Source organism: Luteimonas sp. J29 (genome assembly GCF_000472505.1).
GTDB lineage: Bacteria > Pseudomonadota > Gammaproteobacteria > Xanthomonadales > Xanthomonadaceae > Luteimonas.
This window is the reverse complement of the sequence record NZ_AWZR01000007.1, coordinates 240350-258271: the sequence shown is the minus strand read 5'-3', so window position 1 is coordinate 258271 and position 17922 is coordinate 240350. Positions and strand designations below refer to the sequence as shown.

The following is a 17922-nucleotide window of genomic DNA, read 5'->3' as shown; positions in this document are numbered from 1 at the left end:
GCTTCGGGTCGGCGGCGCGGATCAGAAGCTGACGTTGACGCTCAGCCAGACGCTGCGGGCCTTGTCCTTGTTGTTGTAGTGGTCGAAGTAGATGACCTCGTTGGTGCCGTCCTCGTAGACGCCGTCGCCGTCGAGGTCGCTGAACTGCGTATCGTAGGTGGTGAAGTCCCGATCGAACAGGTTGTTGATCCGGGCGTTGAGCGTCACCGCGTCGTTCACCGCGTACGAGCCGCCCAGGTGGAACACGCTGTAGTCACGGTAGTAGCGCTCCTCGCCGGTCACCGGGTGCAGGTCGGAGAAGCGTCGCGAGCGCGCTTCGCCCTTCAGGAACAGGCGCAGGCGCCCGGTGGCCTGCCAGTCCAGGCTCGCGTTGGCCATGTGCCGGGCGCTGTCGGTGAGCGGCAGCCCGGCCTGGGCGCCGCTCTTCTGCTCGCTGTCGGTATGGGTGTAGTTGGCGCGCAGCGAGACCGCGTCGGTCACCTGCCAGCGGCCCGAGAGCTCGGCGCCCTGGATCACCACCTTGTCGATGTTCACCGTTCGGCTGCTGTTGGCGTAGCCGAGGTCGGCGTACTCGCCGGTGTCCGAGCAGGCCAGGCCGGTGCCGGGGCCGCAGGGCTGGGAGCTGATCTTGTCGTCGAAGGTGTTGCGGAACACGGTGGCATTGAAGTCGTGGCCCTCGGGGTGCTGCCAGTACACGGCCAGCTCCACGCTGCGGCTGGTCTCGGGCTGCAGGTCGGGATTGCCGAAGAAGGGCGTGGTGCCCTGCCCGCCGAAGCCGATCACGCCGTCGTACAGGTCGGTGGTCCTGGGCGTCTTGAAGCCGGTGCTGGCGCCGCCCTTGACCGTCCAGCGCGGGCCGATGGCGTACACGCCGTACAGGCGCGGACTCACGTGGCTGCCGAACACGTCGTGGTTGTCGTAGCGCACGCCGCCGGTGAGCGAGAACGGGCCGGAGACCTCCCAGGTGTCCTCGACGAACAGCGAATACATGTCGTGGTCCTGGCTGCCGCCCGGGGTGCCGGCCTCCATCCCGAACACGCCGTCGGTCAACTCGCCGCGCACGACCTGGGCGCCCAGCACCAGGGTGTGCCGGCCCCGGGCCTGGAACGCGACGTCGGCCTTGAGGTCGAGGGTGTACTGGGCGCTCTCGAGGGTGCGCGCCGGGCGCGGCAGGAAGCCCAGCAGTTGCGCGTAGGCGTCGTCGCCGAGGTGGGCGCGCAGGACCTCCAGCTTGTCGGCCTCGGACTGGTTGTTCCAGGCGTTGGAGTTCGCGTAGCCGGTGCCGGCGGTGGGGCAGAAGCCGTTGCCGCCGACGCTGCCGCCCATCGCCGTGCAGGCGGCGTTCCACAGTGCCTGCAGCTGCTGGCGCTCGGCCACCGTGAACGGCAGGGTGCGGCCCTCGTTGCGGGTCTGGACGTGCGAGAGCACGGCCTGGGTGTTGCCGGACCCCCAGCTGCCTTCGTGCGCGAGCGACCAGGTGTCGCGGCTGAAGCGCTGCCGCGGGGCGTAGCCGGCGCGCGGCTCCACCCGGCCGCTGTTGCCGATGCGCAGCACCGCGCCGTAGTTGTCCACGGTGCCGACCGGGTACTCCTCGACGCCGTCGTCGTTGCGGCGGATCGCGTTGTCGTACTGCTGGCGCGAGCTGTCGTAGTCGAAGCTGACTGTCTGCCGATCGTCCGGCGTCCAGGTCAGGGTGATGCCGCCGGCCTTGTTGGTGTTGTCGACCGTCTTGCCGCCGCCGCCGAAGCCCAGCGCGCGCGCGTGCGGCTCGCCGGCCGGATCGATCGCGTCGGCATACACGGGATTGGAGGCATCGCGCTCGTACCAGCTGGCCCGCGCGGCCAGGCTCAGGCTGCCCGGGACCAGCGGGCCGGTGAGGTAGGCGTCGATCGTCCGGTCGTCGCCGTACACGTCGTCGGTCTCGAAGGTATGGCCGGCGGTGAACGAGCCCGACCAGGCGTCCAGCGTCTTCTTCGTGATGATGTTGATCACGCCGCCCATGGCGTCGGCGCCGTACAGGGTCGACATCGGGCCGCGGATCACCTCGATGCGCTCGATCGCGTCCAGCGGCGGGATGTGGTTGAACTGGTTGCCGCCGAAGTTGTTCGGGTAGATGTCGCCATGATTGTTCTGGCGGCGGCCGTCGATCAGCACCAGGGTGTAGTCCGCACCCATGCCGCGCAGGGAGATGGTGCCCTGGCCGGTCTTGTCGCGGGTCTCGCCGATGTCCACGCCCTCGAGGTCGCGGACCGCGTCGAGCAGGGTGATGTACGGGCGCTGCGCGAGGTCCTCGCGGGTGATCACGCTGATGCTGGCCGGGGCGTCGACGATCTTCTGCTCGAAGCCGGAGGCCGTGACCACGACCGCGTTGAAATCCACCGGGTCCGCATCGGGCCCGGGCGCCGCCAGGACGGGCGTGGCGATGAGCAGGGACAGGGTGCAGGCGAGCGGGGACCGGCGCAGGCGCGCGGTGCGGGCGGAAGGAAGGGGCATGCGAGTGGGTTGTCGGAAGGTTGCGGTGGGGCGCGACCTGGGTCCTGGCGGGCGGCTGCTGGCCGGCCGGGCGCGTTCAGGGGAGAGCGGGAGGACGCTTGCCTACGGGGGCGCCTGGCCGGGAGGAGACGCGGCCAGAGGGCCTGTCGCCTGGCGGGACGCGACCCGCGCCCCGCCTGCACGGCGGGATCCTGCGGCGGGCGTTGTACGCGGGAACTGGGGCACGGGAGCCATCCGGACGCCACGGGGCGGCATCAATGGCGCGCATCTTAAACGAGAATAGTTCTCACACGCAATGTTAGAACCATGCTCATGTTGGGGTGGGATCGGTGGTGGCCCGCCGCCTCGCTGTTTCCCCGAGCGGGGGGGCGCGGGATGCGATTTCAGGCCTGCTGGCGGGTCATGGGGAGGGATTTCATGCGCGTTGCCCCCACCCCGGCCCTCCCCCGCGGGCGGGGGAGGGAGTCTCGACGGGCAGGGACGGAGGTACTGCGGCCGGGGGAGGGAGGCAACGGTTGAGGGAGGGAGGCATCGCGGGCGGGGGAGGCGTCGCCTGTGCCCGCCCCGCGCTACTCCCGGTCGTCGCGCGCCCAGATCGCGCCGTCTTCCACCTTGACCGGGAACTTCGCCACCGGCTCGTAGGCGGGCGCGCACAGGGCGCGGCCGTCGCGCAGGTCGAAGCGGGCACCGTGGAGCACGCATTCGATGCTGCCCTCGGCCGGATCGACCTGCCCGGCCGAGAGTTCGAAGTCCTCGTGGCTGCAGCGGTCCTCGAGCGCGTACAGGTCGCCGTCGAGGTTGACCACGACGATGCCGGCGCCGGTCACTTCGTCGAAGGCGGTGCGCATTTCGCCGGGCAGCAGCTCGGCGGTGGTGCAGACGTAGGTCCAGGTGTGGCTCACGCGAAGGCCTCCAGCGGCTTCTCCAGCACCTCGAAGCGCAGGTCGTCGCGCAGCGGGATGCCGAAGCGCTCGTCGCCGTAGGGGAAGGGCAGGTGGCGGCCGGTGCGGCGGTAGCCGCGGCGTTCGTAGTACGCGATCAGTGCGTCGCGCAGGTCGATCACCGTCATGCGCATCAGCGGCAGGCCCCATTCTTCCCGGGCGATGCGCTCGCACTCGGTCAGCAGGCGGCCACCCAGTCCGCCGCCCTGCAGGCCGGGGCGCACCGCGAACATGCCGAAGTAGCCGGCGCCATCCTGGTTCGCGACGTGGGCGCAGGCGACCGGGCCGCCCTCGCCGTCGACCACCACCACCCGGCTGCGCGGGCGCAGCAGGTCGGCGCGCAGCACCTCCGGATCGATGCGCGGGCCGGCGAGGAAATCGGCTTCCGTGGTCCAGCCGGCGCGGCTGGATTCGCCGCGGTAGGCGGAGGTGACGAGGGCGACGAGGGCGGGGATGTCCGCCTCGGTGGCGGCGCGGAAGGCTGGGTCGTGCATGCGGGGATTCTACGAAGGCGGCTGCGCTGGCGCCCGTGGCCGGACGGGGGCTAGGGGGGAGGCGGGTGCGGGTCGCGGCTGAAGCCGCTCCTGCGGGGAACTGCAGGAGCGGCTTCGGCGGCGACCGATCCGTCAGGCCAGCAGCCGCCGCACCTTCTGCAGCGCCGCCACGAAGGCGTCGATCTCCTCGTGCGTGTTGTAGAACGCGACCGACGCGCGGCAGGTCGCGGCCACGCCATAGAACTGCAGCAGCGGATGCGCGCAGTGCTGGCCGGAGCGCACCGCCACGCCCTCCAGGTCGAGCAGGGTGGCGAGGTCGTGCGCGTGCGCGCCCTCGACCAGGAACGAGACCACCGCGGCCTTCTCCGGCGCGCGGCCGAGGATCCGCACGCCGCCGGCCGCGTCGAGCGCGTCGGTCAGGTGCGCCAGCAGCGCGGCCTCGCGCGCCTCGATCGCGTCCATGCCCACGCCCTGCAGGTAGTCCACGGCGGCGCGCAGGCCGGCGAAGCCGGCGATGTTGGGCGTGCCCGCCTCGAACCGGTGCGGCGGGTCGTTGAACACGGTGCCTTCGAAGCTGACCTCGCGGATCATCTCGCCGCCGCCCAGGAAGGGCGGCATCGCCTGCAGGTGCTCGCGCCGGCCCCAGAGCGCACCGGTGCCGGTGGGCCCGCACATCTTGTGGCCGGTGAACGCGTAGAAGTCGCAGCCGATCGCGGCCACGTCCACCGCGCGGTGCGGCACCGCCTGCGAGCCGTCCACCACCGTGGCGATGCCGCGCCGGCGGGCCTCGCGGCAGATCTCGCGCACCGGGTTCACCGTGCCCAGCACGTTCGACACGTGCGTGACCGCCAGCAGCTTCACCTCGGGCGTCATCGCGCGGTACAGCGCGTCGAGGTCGAGCGCGCCGTCCGGCGTGGGGTCGACCGGACGCACCACCGCGCCGGTGCGCTCGGCCACCAGCTGCCAGGGCACGATGTTGGCGTGGTGCTCCATCCGGGTGACCAGGATCACGTCGCCGGCCTTGAGCCGGGGCAGCGCCCAGGAGTACGCGACCAGGTTGATCGCGAAGGTGGTGCCGCTGCACAGCACCAGCTCCTCGCCACGCACGTTGAGGAAGCGGGCCAGCGCGGTACGCGCGGCCTCGTAGGCCTCGGTGGCCTCGGTGCCGAGAGTGTGGACGGCGCGGCTGACGTTGGCGTTGTGGCGGCGGTAGAAATCGTCGACGGCCGCGATGACCGACGCGGGCTTCTGTCCGGTGTTGGCGCTGTCGAGGTAGATCAGCGGCTTGCCGTGGACCTGGCGCTGGAGCAGCGGGAAGTCGGCGCGCACCCGCGTCCAGTCCACGCCGCCGGCGGCATCGCCCGCGCGCAGGGGCGCGCCGGCCGTCGCCTGCGTGGCCTGTCCGGCGTTCATGCGGACAGGCCCTCCAGCGCCGCGTCCAGGCGCGCCAGCAGCGCATCGCCCACGGCCGGGTCCTCGATCACGGCAAGCGGTTCGCGGCAGAACGCGGCGGTGAGCATCTGCCGCGCCTCGTCCAGCGGCACGCCGCGCGCGCGCAGGTAGAACAGCGCGTTGGCGTCGAGCTGGCCGACGGTGGCGCCGTGCGCCGCCTGCACCTCGTCGGCGTGGATCACCAGCACCGGCTGGGTATCGACCTCGGCATTCGCCGAGAGCAGCAGGTTCTTGTTCGACAACCGCGCGTCGGTACCGTCCGCGCCCGGGTGGATGGTGATGCCGCCGTGGAAGACCACGTGGCCGCGGCCGGCGCCGATGCCGCGCCACAGCAGCTCGCAGTTCGTGTCCCGGGCGACGTGCTCGATGCCGAGGCGCGTATCGACGTGGCGGCGGCCATTGGCCAGCAGCACGCCGTGCGCGGCGAGCGCCGCGCGCTCGCCTTCCAGGCGCACGTTGAGCTCGTGCCGCGACAATGCGCCGCCCAGCTCCAGGTCCACGCGGTGGTAGCGGGCGTCGGCCTGCAGCACGGCATCGGTACGGGCGAACGAGGTCGCGCCCTCGGCCGCGCGCTGCACGCGTGCATGTTCGAGCTGGGCGCCCGCCGCCAGCGAGATCGCGACGGTCGCGGTGTCCAGGTGGCGGTGCGCGCCGTCGGCGAGGTGGTGCTCGATCACGCGCAGCGACGCGCCCGCGCCCAGTTCGATCCGGTGGCGCAGGTGCCAGGCCAGCGCGTCGGACCCGCCCGGCGCGCCGACGAACACCAGGTGCACCGGCTGCGCGGCGACCGCGCCCGCGGCCGCGCGCAGCACGACGCCGCTCTCGGCCAGGGCCACGTTGAGCCGGGCGAACACGGTGTCGCCGGGGCGCACCGGGGCGTCGCCCGTGGCTTCGGGGAGTTCGATCCGGTCGGGCGTGCCTGCGCCGAGTTCGATTCCATCGGGCAGCGTGTCCAGGCGCGAGAGGGCGGCGTCGAAGCGGCCATTGACGAACACGACCCGCGGGGCGGGGATATCGGCCAGCAGCGTCGCGTCCACGGCCGGGGCCGCGGCCGCGACGCCGAAGGTGCGCCGGTCGAGCGCGCGCAGCGGGGTGTACTTCCAGCGCTCGCTGCGCGGGCCGGGGAGGCCGTCGCGCAGCGCGGCGTCGAGCAGGGCGCGGCGCGCGGCGTCGCCGGAGAACCCGGCCGCCAGCGATTCGAGCAGCGGGCTGGTCACGCGACGGCCTCCGGCGCCTGGCGCCCGGCGATCCAGGCGTAGCCGTGCTCCTCGAGCTGCTGCGCCAGCTCCGGTCCGCCCGACTCGACGATCCGGCCGTCGGCCAGGACGTGGACCACGTCGGGGCGGATGTACTCGAGCAGGCGCTGGTAGTGGGTGATCACCACGAACGCGCGCTCGGGCGAGCGCAGGGCGTTGACCCCGTCGGCGACGTGCTTGAGCGCGTCGATGTCCAGGCCCGAGTCGGTCTCGTCCAGGATCGCGAGCCTCGGCTCGAGCACCGCGAGCTGGAAGATCTCGTTGCGCTTCTTCTCGCCGCCCGAGAACCCCTCGTTGACGCCGCGGTGCAGCAGCTTGTCGTCCAGGTGCAGCACCGACAGCTTCTCGCGCACCAGCTTGAGGAACTGCATCGAGTCGAGCTCCTCCTCGCCGCGCGCCTTGCGCTGGGCGTTGAGCGCGCTGCGCAGGAAGTAGGTGTTGTTCACGCCCGGGATCTCGACCGGGTACTGGAAGGCCAGGAACAGGCCGGCGGCGGCGCGCTCCTCCGGTTCGAGCTCCAGCAGCGGCCTGCCGTCGAACTCGACCGTGCCGGCGGTGACCTCGTAGCCGTCGCGACCGGCGAGGATGTTGCCGAGCGTGGACTTGCCGGCGCCGTTAGGTCCCATGATGGCGTGCACTTCGCCCGGCTTCACCTCCAGGCTGAGGCCCTTGAGGATGTCCTTGCCGCCGACGCTGGCGTGGAGGTTGTCGATCTTGAGCATGATGTGTTCCGGTCGTTTGTCTGCTCCCTCCCCCGGTTGCGGGGAGGGTTGGGGTGGGGCCGCGCGGGCGGGAATGGCAGCTCCGGCTAGCCGACGCTGCCTTCCAGGCTCACGTCCAGCAGCTTCTTGGCCTCCACCGCGAACTCCATCGGCAGTTCCCTGAAGACCTGCTTGCAGAAGCCGTCGACGATCAGGCTCACCGCGTCTTCCTCGGAGATGCCGCGGGCGCGGCAGTAGAACAGCTGGTCGTCGCTGATCTTGGAGGTCGTGGCCTCGTGCTCGACGGTCGCGTCGGGGTTCTTCACCTCGATGTAGGGGAAGGTGTGCGCGCCGCACTGCTTGCCGATCAGCAGGCTGTCGCACTGGGTGTAGTTGCGCGCGCCCTCGGCGCCGGCGGCCACCTTCACCAGGCCGCGGTAGGTGTTCTGGCCGCGACCGGCGCTGATGCCCTTGCTGACGATCTTGCTCTTGGTGCGCTTGCCGACGTGGATCATCTTGGTGCCGGTGTCGGCCTGCTGGCGGTGGTGGGTGAGCGCGACCGAGTGGAACTCGCCCACCGAGTCGTCGCCCAGCAGCACGCACGAGGGGTACTTCCAGGTGATCGCCGAACCGGTCTCGACCTGGGTCCAGGTGACCTTGCTGCGCGCGCCGCGGCATTCGGCGCGCTTGGTGACGAAGTTGTAGATGCCGCCGCGGCCTTCCTCGTCGCCCGGGTACCAGTTCTGGACCGTGGAGTACTTGATCTCCGCGTCCTCGAGCGCGACCAGCTCCACCACCGCCGCGTGCAGCTGGTTCTCGTCGCGCATCGGCGCGGTGCAACCCTCGAGATAGGAGACGTAGCCCTTGTCCTCGCACACGATCAGGGTGCGCTCGAACTGGCCGGTGTGGCCGGCGTTGATGCGGAAGTAGGTGGACAGCTCCATCGGGCAGCGCACGCCCCTGGGGATGAACACGAACGAACCGTCGGAGAACACCGCAGAGTTGAGCGCGGCGAAGTAGTTGTCGCCCACGGGCACCACGGTGCCCAGATACTGGCGCACCAGCTCCGGGTGCTCGCGGATCGCCTCGGACATCGAGCAGAAGATCACGCCCTTCTCGCGCAGTTCCTTCTGGAACGTGGTGCCGACCGAGACCGAGTCGAACACCGCGTCCACCGCCACGCCGGCGAGCCTGGCCCGCTCGTGCAACGGCACGCCGAGCTTGTCGTAGGTGTCGAGCAGCTCCTGCGGCACCTCGTCGAGCGAGTTGTACTTGGCCTTGGGCGCGGAGTAGTAGCTGATCGCCTGGAAGTCGATCGGCCCGATCCGGAGCTTGGCCCAGTCCGGCACCGGCATTTCCAGCCAGCGGCGGTACGCGGCCAGGCGCCACTGGGTCATCCACTCGGGCTCCTGCTTGCGCGCGGACAGGGCGCGGATCACGTCCTCGTCCAGGCCCGGCGGCAGCGAGTCGGACTCGATGTCGGTGACGAACCCGGCCTCGTAGCGGCGGCCGAGCTGTTCGTGGATTTCCCGGTTCGCGACCGGTTCCGCGGTGGGGGTGTCGATGTCGGTGGCCATGGGGGCTGCCTGTCGTCTCAAACGGTGGCCAGCCGCGCGGGGATGCGCCTGGCGGGAGCGGGGGAGGGCGGGGCGTCGTCGAGCATCTGCGCCAGGTTCACGCCGCGCAGCGCCTCGGCGACCACGTCGTTGATCCGGCGCCAGTTGGCGCGCACGCCGCACTGCTGGGAGATGCCGCATTCGCCGTGGTCGAGGCTGCACTCGGTCATCGCCAGCGGTCCTTCCATGGCCTCGACGATGTCGCACAGGGTGATGTCGGACGCGGGGCGCGCCAGGCGGTAGCCGCCGCGCACGCCGCGGAAGCCCTCCACCAGGCCGGCCTGGGCCAGCGGCTTGAGCAGCTTGCTCACGGTGGGCACTTCCAGGCCCGCGCGCTCGGCCAGTTCGGCCGCACTGAGCACGGCCTCGGGCCGGGAGGCCAGGACGGTCATGACCACGGTGGCGTAATCGGTCAGGCGGGTGACGCGCAGCACGGATGCGAACCGTTCTCGAAAAGGGGACCAAAATTGTACGCTTTCGGTCCGCGCGGCTCAAACGCCGTGCCTGGAACGCTTCAGCTGACAGCCGTCATCCGCGGCGCCTGACGGGCGCGACTGCCCCGGCCGGTCCGGCCGGCGGAGGATGGGGCCGTCCCGGGAGAGGACGGCCACGCAGAGGAGACATCCATGTCCAGCCACGTCGATCCGGGGGCCGCGGGCCGCGGCCTCGACCTTCCGCGCGCAGTCCTGGCGGGCGGCGCGATCTTCCTGGTCTGGCGCGCCGCGCGCGCCTTCAAGGGCCTGCTCCGGGCCGCGTTCGGCCTGGGGCTGGCCGGCTACTGGACCGGATTCTGGTCCTGAGCCGCGGCGGCCATGTCCGGGAGCACCAGCTGCAGGTAGGGCGGCGGCGGCTGCTGGCCCGGGGGGAGCGCCTTGGGCGACGGGTCGCCCGCCGGGCCGAGCGAACGCACGAAGCGGTAGATCGCGCGGCGGTCGTGCTCGCGCATCTGCCGCACCGCGAAGTCGGGCATCAGCGGACGGGTGTGCAGGTTGGCGGTGTAGGCCAGCCACTCGTCTTCCTGGAGCGCGTTGATGCTCAGGCGCAGGTTGGTGGGATACGTCGTGCCCCAGGGGCCGAGCTGGCCGAGCGGCGAGCCGACCAGCCATTCGGACCGGGGCACCTCGCCACCGCGGTCGGAGTAGCCGGGCGTATGGCAGTCGTTGCAGCCGGCGATCCGCACCAGGTATTCGCCTTCGGCCACCAGCGGGTCGGCGGCGGCGGCCTGGGCGGCCGTGGCGGCGGGCGCTGCCGCGGCGGCGGTGCCGCGCTGGCAGCCGGTGGCGGCGAGGACGGTGGCAGTCAGGGTCAACAGCAGGACGGGATATGGGCGCATGGGCGGGCCTGGCGGGTGGATGCGATCGGGTCCAACGCCTGCCGCGACCGGGACCGGACGCACTCCGGCGGTCCCGGCCTGCCGGTCACGGTGACTTCCCGCACCCCGCCCGGCCACGGGGCGTCGAGCGGCGCACCCATGCCACAATGCCGCCTCCCTCCGCCCGTGAACGCACGATGTCGAAGAGCACCAAGCAGACGAAGATCGAAGCCCGCAAGTCCCCGATCCACGGCAATGGCGTGTTCGCCATCGCCCCGATCCGGAAGGGGGAGCGCATCGTCCAGTACAAGGGCAAGCTGCGCACCCACGAGGAAGTGGACGAGGAGTACGGCGACGAGGACGAGGACGGCCACACCTTCCTGTTCACGCTCAACGACGAGTACGTGATCGACGCCAACATCCGCGGCAACGTCGCGCGCTGGATCAACCACAGCTGCGAGCCGAACTGCGAGTCCGAGATCGAGGAGGACCCGAAGGGACGCTCGGAGAAGGACAAGGTGTTCATCGTCGCCCTGCGCGACATCCGCCCCGGCGAGGAGCTGACCTACAACTACGGCATCGTGCTCGACGAGCCGCACACCGCGAAGCTCAAGAAGCTCTGGGCTTGCCGCTGCGGCTCGAAGAAATGCACGGGGACGATGCTCCAGCCCAAGCGCTGAGCGGTCCCCGCCGGCCCGGCCGCGCACCGCGCGCGGTCAGGGCGACGCGGCCTCGCGCAGGTCCGCGGACACGATCCTCCACGCCCCGGCAGCGGCTTCGCCCCCGGCGCTCCCGGCACGCAGCAGGAAGCGGCCCGCCATGCGCCGGCGGCTGCCGTCCGCGCGCACCAGCGTGACCATCACCGGGACTTCGGCCTGGCGCGCGCCGTCCGCGTCGGCCACCGGTTCCGGCTCCCCCACCGTCGCCTCGATGCCGATCACGTCGTCGAACGACGCGGCGAACCCGGCCGGGTCCAGTCCGCTTGCCCGGCCGCCGTCGGACCACGCCGCATAGGCGCGGGCATGGTCGCGGGCGGCGAGTGCCGCGTAGTAGTCGCGCACGACCTGGGCCGCGTCTCCGGTCGCGGGCGTCGCCAGGCCGGTCTCCGGGTTGTCCTCCAGCCGTTCGAGGTCCATGGCGATGCCTTCCGGTCGCGGGGGCGGAGGCGGCGGATCGCCGGAGAGCGGCACTTCGCCCGGACCGGGTTTCCCGGGCATGCCGGTGACCGAGCCTTGCACCTGCGCCGGTGCGGGCAACGGTTCGACGTCGTCGCCGGAGTGCGTGGACTGGTCGCCGGCGCGTTCGCCGCAGGCGCCGGCGAGCGCCGCCAGCAGCAGGACGCAGGCGATGCGCGCGGCGGAGTGCGTGGATCCTGGACCGGATGCGGTGCGGGCCATGGGCCGGTGGGTGCTGGCGGGGGGCGCGAGTGTGCGCCGCGCCGGCCGAACCGGTGGTGAAGGCGGTCAGCCCGGTTCGCCCAGTGCGACCCGCCGTGGCTGCAGCCACGCCAGCAGCATGCCCAGCAGCAGCATCGCCAGCGTGCCCAGCACCGCCTGGCGCACGGCCAGCGCGCCGGGCAGCGGCTGCATGGCGTACTGCAGCAGGGTCGCCGGGACCGGTCCGAACAGCGCCATCGCCAGGCCGAAGCGCAGGCCCTGGGCGAGGGTGGGACGCCCGCGGTCGAAGCCGTGCGCGAACACCCAGGTCATCGCATGGCCCACCAGCGCGTGCGCGAACAGGAGCCAGCCGAAACGACGCGCGCCGTCGCCGGCGTCGCGGTACATCGCTCCGAGTTCGGCGTAGTGGCCGCCGAGCAGCACGGCGTGGACCAGCAGGGTCAGCACCAGCGCGGCGAACGTCATCACCGCGCCGCAGACCCAGAACCGCTTGTCCATCGCACCGTCCTCCCGAGCCATGGCCGCGGCCATGCTACTGCGCGGCGGAGGGGGCGTCGACGACCGCGGCCGCCCAGCCCGCCGCGGCACGGAACCCCTGCTCCAGACGCTGCTTCAGGGATTCGTCGATGCCGGGCTGGCGCGCCAGTGCGTCGGGGCAGGCGCGCTCCATGTCGTCGTCGGCGCCGCAGGCCACGAGACCGGCCAGGCGCATCTCCGCGGCCGGTTCGGGCGCGCTCGCGGCACGCGCGACCTGCGCCGGGCCGAGCAGCAGGCCGAGCGCGCCGCCGGCCAGGGCGCCCTTGCCGCAATCCGATTCGGGCATGCCCCCGATCCCGGCGCGTCCGTCGCGTCCGGCGAGGGTGGACGGCGCCGCCGGGCGCAGCAGGTGGCCGAGGAATCCGTCGAGGTCCATGCGCCCGGTCCTCGTGGCATGCACGGCATTCGCGATCGCGAACGCCGGAAACAGAACGGGACGGCAGCGCCGTCCCGTCCGGTCGACTCCTGGCGTGGCGCCTGGATCAGGCAGCCGCGTCCTTGAGCTTCTTGAGCGCGCGCACCTTCACCTTCACCGAGGCGGGCTTGGCGGCGAACCACTGCTCTTCCTTGGTGAACGGGTTGATGCCCTTGCGGCGCGGCTTGGCCGGCACGTTCACCGCGGTGAACTTGGCCACGCCCGGCAGGGTGAAGGAGCCCGCGCCCTTCTTGTTGAGCGAAGCGTGGATCGCGCCCTCGAGCGCGCCCAGCACGGCACGGACGTCCTTGGCGGCGACGGCGGTGGCGTTGGCGATGTGCGCGACCAGGCCCGACTTGCTCAGCGGTTCCTTGATCGCCTTCGGCGCGGCAGGCTTGGCAGCCTTCTTCGGGGCGGCAGCCTTCTTGGTCGTGGCCTTCTTCTTTGCCATGGGTTTTGTGTTCCCTCGTCTGGGTGATGTGATCAGCGTATGTGTGGTGGCCGTACATGCCGGCAGGCGCAATGTAGGACATCCACAACCCGCCGCCAATAGGAAATCGCGAAAAAATGCGGGCGTCAGCGCCCGCCTCGACCCGGGCGCCCCCTCCGCCGACGGGGCGGCCACCGCCACCAACCGGCGGCCACGAGTCCGGCGAACAGGGTGTAGCCGAGCACGAACACCCACCACGGGGCCTCGAGGAAAATCAGCCGCGACAGCCAGTACTGGATGAAGGATTCGCCGTAAGTGTCCCGGCCTGCTCGGGTTCGCAGCGCCTGTTCCCAGGTGGTCAACGGACACAGCCGGCCCAGCCAGGCCTGCAGCGCGACCACCAGCACGAGCACCAGGTGCACGCTGCGCAGCGCGTATCCGCGCACCCAGCGCCAGCCCCGCACGCCGCCCAGCGGCACCGCCAGCGCGACCAGCACCACGAACGCCACCACCCCCGCATGCAGGACCAGGACCGTGTCGGCGAGCAGGGCGGCCAGGCCAGGCGTCATGCGCGCGCGCCGGCTCAGTCGTCGTCCTGGCGCGGCCGCCATGCGGCCGCGAGCGCCTGCTGCACCTGCGGCGGGACCGGCTCGTAGTGACTGAAATCCAGGGTGTAGCGACCGCGGCCCGCGGTCACAGACTTGAGCTCGGCGGCGTAGCCTTCCAGTTCCGACAGGGGCACCTGGGCGCTCACCACCACGTCGCCGCTGCCGGTGGCGTCGGTGCCGTTGATGCGCGCGCGCTTGGCCGCCAGGCCGCCGCTGATGTCGCCCATGCACGACTCGGGCGCGTGCACTTCCAGGTCGACCACCGGCTCGAGCACCTGCGGCCCGGCCTTGAGCACCGCGTCGAGGAACGCCTTGCGGCCGGCCACGACGAAGGCCACTTCCTTGCTGTCGACCGGATGGTGCTTGCCGTCGTACACCACCACCCGCAGGTCCTGCATCGGAAAGCCGGCGATCGCGCCCGAGCGCAGCGCCTGGCGCACGCCCTTCTCCACCGCGGGCAGGAACTGCGAGGGGATCACGCCGCCCTTGACCTCGTCCACGAACTCGAACCCGGCCCCGCGCGGCAGCGGCTCGACCCGCAGGAAGACCTCGCCGAACTGCCCGGCGCCGCCGGTCTGCTTGCGGTGGCGGTAGTGGCCTTCGGCCGGCGCCGAGATGGTCTCGCGATAGGCGATGCGCGGCGGGCGGGTGCGCACCTCGACCCCGAAGCGGTCGCGCAGGCGGTCGATCTGCACCCGCAGGTGCAGGTCCGACAGGCCGCGCACGACGGTCTCGCGGGTCTCCTCCTCGTGCTCGACGTGGAAGCACGGGTCCTCCTCGGCCAGGCGCTGCAGCGCGGTCGCCAGCTTCTGCTCCTGGCCCTTGCTGCCCGCTTCCACCGCCAGCCCGAACATCGGCGTGGGGAAGGCCACCGGCGCGAGGTGGATGTGGTCCTCGTCGTGGCTGTCGTGGAGCACCGCGTCGAAGTGCAGTTCCTCGACCTTGGCCACCGCGGCGATGTCGCCGGGCACCGCCTCGTCGATCTCGACGTGGTCCTTGCCCTGGAGCCGGAACAGGTGCGCCACCCGGAACGGCTTGCGCCCGTCGTCGACGAACAGGCGGCTGTCGCGCCGCACCGTGCCCTGGTAGACGCGGAACACGCCGACCTTGCCGACGAAGGGGTCGTGCAGGATCCGGAACACGTCGGCGACCACGTGCGCATCGGGGTCGGGCCGGGTCGCGAACGGCTGCGCGTCGGCGCCGGTGCCCTTCACGAACGGTGGCGGGTTGGCCTCGCCCGGGTGCGGGAACAGGCGCGCGGCGATGTCGAGCAGCTCGCGCACGCCGGTGCCGGTGCGGGCGGAGACGAAGCACACCGGCACCAGGTGGCCCTCGCGCAGGCACTGCTCGAACGCGTCGTGCAGCTCGTCGCCGCGCAGCCCGCTCTCGCCCAGTTCCAGGTAGTGGTCCATCACCGTCTCGTTGATCTCGACCACCTGGTCGAGGATCCGCTGGTGCCAGTCGGCCACCGGGCCGAGGTCGCTGTCGCCATCGGACTGGCCGAAGCAGTCGACGACCCGGGTGCCGCCGGCGGCGGGCAGGTTGAGCGGCAGCACGCAGGTGCCGAAGGCCTCGCGCAGCTGCTCCAGCACCTGCCCGGGATCCGCGCCGTCGGCGTCGATGCGGTTGATGGCGATCGCGCGGCACAGGCCGCGTTCCTTCGCGCGCGCCATCAGCCGCCGGGTGCCGTGTTCGACGCCGCCCGCGGCATCGACCACCACCAGCGCGGTGTCCACCGCCGCCAGCGCCGCAAGCGCGGGTCCGCGGAAGTCCGGGTAGCCGGGAAGGTCGACGAGGTTGAGGTGTACCGGCCCGGCGGGGCCGGCCGCGTGGTCGAGGCTCGCGATCGCGGCGTCGATCGAATGCCCGCGCTGCCTCTCCACCGGATCGAAGTCGGACACGGTGTTGCCGCGTTCGACGGTGCCTGCCGTCTGGATCGCGCCGCCGGCATGCAGCAGGGCTTCGAACAGGGTGGTCTTGCCGGCGCCGGGGTGGCCTGCCAGGGCCACGTTGCGGATCTGTTGCGTCGAGTGGGGCATGGGGCCGATCCTCCCTTGCTGGGGCCGGCCGCCGGCCGGCGTCTGCGGGGAGATCCGCGTCGCTGCCCGGGCGCCGTGGTCCCGTTCCGCGGGCGGATCCGCTTGCGGCCGTCATGGCAGTCCACGGGAGGAGGAACGCTGCCGAGCGAGCGTTCGCTCGAGGGGCGTCATGGCGGGGGGCCACCTTATCGCGACAGCGCGGCCCCGGCGCGTTGCGTCGCAGCATCCACGCCGCCGCGCACGCGGCGGTAACGCAACGCCGGGTAGCGTTGACGGGATCGTCCGGACGAACAGGAGTGCACGACACATGGGTATCTCACGCAAGGCCACCGCGCGCTGGGAAGGCGACCTCAAGACCGGCCGCGGCAGCCTCACCACCCCGGCCAGCGGGCTGCTCGACGGCACCCGCTACGGATTCAACAGCCGCTTCGGCGAGGAACGCGGCACCAACCCCGAGGAACTGATCGCGGCCGCGCATGCCGGCTGCTTCACCATGGCGCTGTCGGCCAAGCTCACCGAGGCTGGCCACCCGCCGGAGTGGCTCGAGGGCACCGCCGCGGTGGACCTGTCGCTGGAGGGCGGGCCCACGCTCAGCGCCATCCGCCTGGGCATGAAGGCCAAGGTGCCGGGGCTGGACGAGAAGACGTTCCGCGCGATCGCGGACGACGCCAAGCAGAACTGCCCGGTGTCCAAGGCGCTGAGCGCGGTGCCGATCACGCTGGAGGCGGAACTGCTTGGGTAGCGGCCCGCGTGCGGCGCTGATGGTGCACGGAGGCGGGGGCGGCGGCTGGGAATGGAACATCTGGAAGGGCGTGTTCGAGGCCGGACGGGTGCGCGTGGCCGCGCCCGACCTGCAGCCCTCGCCCATGGGCCTGGCCGCGACCGGCCTCGACTGGTACCTGGTCCAGGTGCGCGAGGCGCTGCGGGCGCTGCCGCGGCCGCGCGCCCTGGTCGGCGCCAGCCTGGGCGGGCTGCTGGCGCTCGAATGCGCGGCCGAAGCCGACGCGCTGGTGCTGGTCAATCCGCTGCCGCCCGCGCCCTGGCACGCGCAGCTGCCGCGCCGCGAGTGGCCGGACGTGGTCCCGTGGCAGCGCGATGCGCGCCTGACGGGTACCCGGCGCGCGCTGCCCGACGCGGACGAGGCGACCGCGCTGTTCGCGTTCCGCAACTGGCGCGACGAGAGCGGCCGCGCGATGCGCGAGGCCTACGCCGGACGCCAGGTCCCGCATCCGGCGTGCCCGGCGCTGTACGTGGCCTCGATGGTGGACGACGACGTGCCGCCCGCGCTGACCGCCGCCCTGGCCAGCGAGCACCAGGCCTCGCTGCTGCGCGCACCCGCGGTCAGCCATGTCGGCCCGCTGCTCGGGCGTGGCGCCGCCGACTGCGCCGGCCAGGTGCTGGCCTGGCTGTCGGCGCGTTGAACGGAGCGGGGCGCGGGCCCGGGCCGGCGCCCGGGTTCAGGCGCGCGTTAGCGATGTGTGCCTAGCGTGGGACGGCGCGCCTTCGTCCACGCGCCGGAAACGACACGATGAAGCTCCAGGCGACCTGCCTTGCCGCCGCACTCGCCCTCGCCATGGGCGCTGCGTCCGCCCAGGACTACCGCGAATACCGCGGACCGTACGGCGACTATCCCCATCGCACCGCCGAATCCCGTGGCGGCGACTGGCGCGGCTCCGATCCGCAGCCGCAGTACGCATGGGCGCGCGTGCTGCGCGTGGACCCGGTGTTCGACGAGTACGCACGCTCGACCCGGGCGGGGCGCGACTGCGAGGTGCGCCGCGGCGGATACGTCCATCGCGACGACCCGTATGGCGGGTACGGCGGCGGCTACGGCGGCGACGATCCCTACGCGCGCCGCCGCGACGACGACGGCCGCCTCGTCGCCAGCGTGCTCGGCGCCGTCGCCGGCGCGGTGCTGGGCAGCCGCATCGGCGACGGCAGCGGCCAGGCGATCGGCACCGCGGTCGGTACCGTGGTCGGCAGCACCGCGGGCCGCCGCATCTACGAGGCGAACCGGCGCCCGCGCGAAGGCGTGGTCACCGTGTGCGGACCGGAGCCCTACGGCGACCGGTATGCCGGCGTCGGCGACCACGACCCCCGCGACGTGGTGGCCTACGACGTCACCTACGAATACGGCGGGCGCGAGTACGTGACCCGCACCGACCACCATCCCGGCGACCGCATCCGGGTGCGGGTGGACGTGCGCGCCGTGCCGTAGTCGCGACGCGCGA

Annotated in this window: 20 protein-coding genes; 5 read left to right on the top strand and 15 right to left on the bottom strand. The window is 72.2% G+C overall.

All coding sequences use genetic code 11. The features are described 5' to 3' along the window. Positions 1–21: 21 nt before the first annotated feature. From LUTJ29_RS0113260 to LUTJ29_RS0113225, 8 genes are all read right to left on the bottom strand, one after another. A complete protein-coding gene (locus tag LUTJ29_RS0113260; RefSeq protein ID WP_027072937.1) occupies positions 22–2493 on the bottom strand; it encodes a TonB-dependent receptor in 2472 nt (823 codons plus the stop codon). A gap of 569 nt (positions 2494–3062) precedes the next feature. Further along, complete coding sequence (locus LUTJ29_RS0113255; RefSeq protein WP_027072936.1) at positions 3063–3395, bottom strand: non-heme iron oxygenase ferredoxin subunit; 333 nt, start codon at positions 3393–3395, stop codon at positions 3063–3065. Continuing rightward, a complete protein-coding gene (locus LUTJ29_RS0113250; RefSeq protein WP_027072935.1) occupies positions 3392–3928 on the bottom strand; it encodes a GNAT family N-acetyltransferase in 537 nt (178 codons plus the stop codon). The genes LUTJ29_RS0113255 and LUTJ29_RS0113250 overlap by 4 nt, the downstream gene beginning before the upstream one ends. Positions 3929–4060: 132 nt before the next feature. Beyond that, positions 4061–5341 (bottom strand): cysteine desulfurase, encoded by a 1281-nt coding sequence (locus tag LUTJ29_RS0113245; RefSeq protein WP_084524877.1) that lies wholly within the window; start codon positions 5339–5341, stop codon positions 4061–4063. Next, the gene (sufD, locus tag LUTJ29_RS0113240; protein ID WP_043741402.1) at positions 5338–6597 is read right to left on the bottom strand and encodes a Fe-S cluster assembly protein SufD; all 1260 of its coding nucleotides are present in this window, start codon (positions 6595–6597) and stop codon (positions 5338–5340) included. The genes LUTJ29_RS0113245 and sufD overlap by 4 nt, the downstream gene beginning before the upstream one ends. Beyond that, a complete protein-coding gene (gene sufC, locus LUTJ29_RS0113235) occupies positions 6594–7358 on the bottom strand; it encodes a Fe-S cluster assembly ATPase SufC (RefSeq protein WP_027072932.1) in 765 nt (254 codons plus the stop codon). The genes sufD and sufC overlap by 4 nt, the downstream gene beginning before the upstream one ends. Positions 7359–7444: 86 nt before the next feature. Further along, positions 7445–8914, bottom strand: coding sequence for a Fe-S cluster assembly protein SufB (sufB, locus tag LUTJ29_RS0113230; protein WP_027072931.1), 1470 nt, complete (start codon positions 8912–8914; stop codon positions 7445–7447). Between the two features lie 17 nt (positions 8915–8931). Next, the gene (locus LUTJ29_RS0113225) at positions 8932–9387 is read right to left on the bottom strand and encodes an SUF system Fe-S cluster assembly regulator (protein WP_027072930.1); all 456 of its coding nucleotides are present in this window, start codon (positions 9385–9387) and stop codon (positions 8932–8934) included. Between the two features lie 192 nt (positions 9388–9579). Here LUTJ29_RS0113225 and LUTJ29_RS18710 point away from each other — a divergent pair, with 192 nt between their 5' ends. Beyond that, a complete protein-coding gene (locus tag LUTJ29_RS18710; RefSeq protein WP_156911575.1) occupies positions 9580–9753 on the top strand; it encodes a hypothetical protein in 174 nt (57 codons plus the stop codon). On the opposite strand, the gene LUTJ29_RS17490 is transcribed toward LUTJ29_RS18710, so the two are convergent. Beyond that, positions 9729–10286: a cytochrome C gene (locus tag LUTJ29_RS17490; protein WP_198012685.1), complete on the bottom strand. Its 558-nt coding sequence runs from the start codon at positions 10284–10286 to the stop codon at positions 9729–9731. The genes LUTJ29_RS18710 and LUTJ29_RS17490 overlap by 25 nt on opposite strands. Before the next feature lie 176 nt (positions 10287–10462). Here LUTJ29_RS17490 and LUTJ29_RS0113210 point away from each other — a divergent pair, with 176 nt between their 5' ends. Continuing rightward, positions 10463–10945, top strand: a complete 483-nt coding sequence (locus LUTJ29_RS0113210) for an SET domain-containing protein-lysine N-methyltransferase (protein WP_027072929.1) — start codon at positions 10463–10465, stop codon at positions 10943–10945. 36 nt (positions 10946–10981) lie between these two features. On the opposite strand, the gene LUTJ29_RS18185 is transcribed toward LUTJ29_RS0113210, so the two are convergent. The 6 genes from LUTJ29_RS18185 to fusA all read right to left on the bottom strand — a co-directional run bounded on the left by LUTJ29_RS18185 (position 10982) and on the right by fusA (position 15691). Beyond that, positions 10982–11662, bottom strand: a complete 681-nt coding sequence (locus LUTJ29_RS18185) for a hypothetical protein (protein WP_051323011.1) — start codon at positions 11660–11662, stop codon at positions 10982–10984. A gap of 66 nt (positions 11663–11728) precedes the next feature. Next, positions 11729–12160: a hypothetical protein gene (locus LUTJ29_RS0113200; RefSeq protein WP_027072928.1), complete on the bottom strand. Its 432-nt coding sequence runs from the start codon at positions 12158–12160 to the stop codon at positions 11729–11731. Between the two features lie 34 nt (positions 12161–12194). Next, positions 12195–12575 carry a DUF533 domain-containing protein gene (locus tag LUTJ29_RS0113195; protein ID WP_027072927.1) on the bottom strand — a complete coding sequence of 127 codons (381 nt, stop codon included), beginning with the start codon at positions 12573–12575 and terminating at the stop codon, positions 12195–12197. 106 nt (positions 12576–12681) lie between these two features. Further along, entirely contained in the window at positions 12682–13065 is a 384-nt protein-coding gene (locus LUTJ29_RS0113190) for an HU family DNA-binding protein (RefSeq protein ID WP_027072926.1), read from the bottom strand. Positions 13066–13190: 125 nt separating this feature from the next. Then, on the bottom strand, positions 13191–13613 hold the full coding sequence (locus LUTJ29_RS0113185; RefSeq protein ID WP_043741400.1) for a DUF2784 domain-containing protein: 423 nt from the start codon (positions 13611–13613) through the stop codon (positions 13191–13193). Between the two features lie 14 nt (positions 13614–13627). Further along, a complete protein-coding gene (gene fusA / locus LUTJ29_RS0113180) occupies positions 13628–15691 on the bottom strand; it encodes an elongation factor G (RefSeq protein WP_027072924.1) in 2064 nt (687 codons plus the stop codon). 307 nt (positions 15692–15998) lie between these two features. Between fusA and LUTJ29_RS0113175 the strand changes: the two genes are divergently transcribed. The 3 genes from LUTJ29_RS0113175 (at position 15999) to LUTJ29_RS18180 (ending at position 17909) form a co-directional block, all read left to right on the top strand. Further along, positions 15999–16433, top strand: a complete 435-nt coding sequence (locus tag LUTJ29_RS0113175) for an OsmC family protein (RefSeq protein WP_027072923.1) — start codon at positions 15999–16001, stop codon at positions 16431–16433. Then, entirely contained in the window at positions 16426–17112 is a 687-nt protein-coding gene (locus tag LUTJ29_RS0113170; protein ID WP_144774459.1) for an alpha/beta hydrolase, read from the top strand. The genes LUTJ29_RS0113175 and LUTJ29_RS0113170 overlap by 8 nt, the downstream gene beginning before the upstream one ends. A gap of 107 nt (positions 17113–17219) precedes the next feature. Beyond that, the gene (locus LUTJ29_RS18180) at positions 17220–17909 is read left to right on the top strand and encodes a glycine zipper 2TM domain-containing protein (RefSeq protein WP_051323010.1); all 690 of its coding nucleotides are present in this window, start codon (positions 17220–17222) and stop codon (positions 17907–17909) included. The last annotated feature ends 13 nt before the right edge of the window (positions 17910–17922 follow it).

What these genes read in the sequence shown, in the direction of transcription:
- LUTJ29_RS0113175 (WP_027072923.1), top strand. Translation starts at nt 15,999, where the DNA reads ATGGGTATCTCACGCAAGGCCACCGCGCGCTGGGAAGGCGACCTCAAG.
- LUTJ29_RS18710 (WP_156911575.1), top strand. Translation starts at nt 9,580, where the DNA reads ATGTCCAGCCACGTCGATCCGGGGGCCGCGGGCCGCGGCCTCGACCTT.
- LUTJ29_RS18180 (WP_051323010.1), top strand. Translation starts at nt 17,220, where the DNA reads ATGAAGCTCCAGGCGACCTGCCTTGCCGCCGCACTCGCCCTCGCCATG.
- LUTJ29_RS0113200 (WP_027072928.1), bottom strand. Translation starts at nt 12,160, where the DNA reads ATGGACAAGCGGTTCTGGGTCTGCGGCGCGGTGATGACGTTCGCCGCG.
- LUTJ29_RS17490 (WP_198012685.1), bottom strand. Translation starts at nt 10,286, where the DNA reads ATGCGCCCATATCCCGTCCTGCTGTTGACCCTGACTGCCACCGTCCTC.
- LUTJ29_RS0113190 (WP_027072926.1), bottom strand. Translation starts at nt 13,065, where the DNA reads ATGGCAAAGAAGAAGGCCACGACCAAGAAGGCTGCCGCCCCGAAGAAG.
- LUTJ29_RS0113250 (WP_027072935.1), bottom strand. Translation starts at nt 3,928, where the DNA reads ATGCACGACCCAGCCTTCCGCGCCGCCACCGAGGCGGACATCCCCGCC.
- LUTJ29_RS0113210 (WP_027072929.1), top strand. Translation starts at nt 10,463, where the DNA reads ATGTCGAAGAGCACCAAGCAGACGAAGATCGAAGCCCGCAAGTCCCCG.
- LUTJ29_RS0113185 (WP_043741400.1), bottom strand. Translation starts at nt 13,613, where the DNA reads ATGACGCCTGGCCTGGCCGCCCTGCTCGCCGACACGGTCCTGGTCCTG.
- sufC (WP_027072932.1), bottom strand. Translation starts at nt 7,358, where the DNA reads ATGCTCAAGATCGACAACCTCCACGCCAGCGTCGGCGGCAAGGACATC.
- sufB (WP_027072931.1), bottom strand. Translation starts at nt 8,914, where the DNA reads ATGGCCACCGACATCGACACCCCCACCGCGGAACCGGTCGCGAACCGG.
- LUTJ29_RS0113195 (WP_027072927.1), bottom strand. Translation starts at nt 12,575, where the DNA reads ATGGACCTCGACGGATTCCTCGGCCACCTGCTGCGCCCGGCGGCGCCG.
- LUTJ29_RS0113245 (WP_084524877.1), bottom strand. Translation starts at nt 5,341, where the DNA reads ATGAACGCCGGACAGGCCACGCAGGCGACGGCCGGCGCGCCCCTGCGC.
- fusA (WP_027072924.1), bottom strand. Translation starts at nt 15,691, where the DNA reads ATGCCCCACTCGACGCAACAGATCCGCAACGTGGCCCTGGCAGGCCAC.
- LUTJ29_RS18185 (WP_051323011.1), bottom strand. Translation starts at nt 11,662, where the DNA reads ATGGCCCGCACCGCATCCGGTCCAGGATCCACGCACTCCGCCGCGCGC.
- LUTJ29_RS0113260 (WP_027072937.1), bottom strand. Translation starts at nt 2,493, where the DNA reads ATGCCCCTTCCTTCCGCCCGCACCGCGCGCCTGCGCCGGTCCCCGCTC.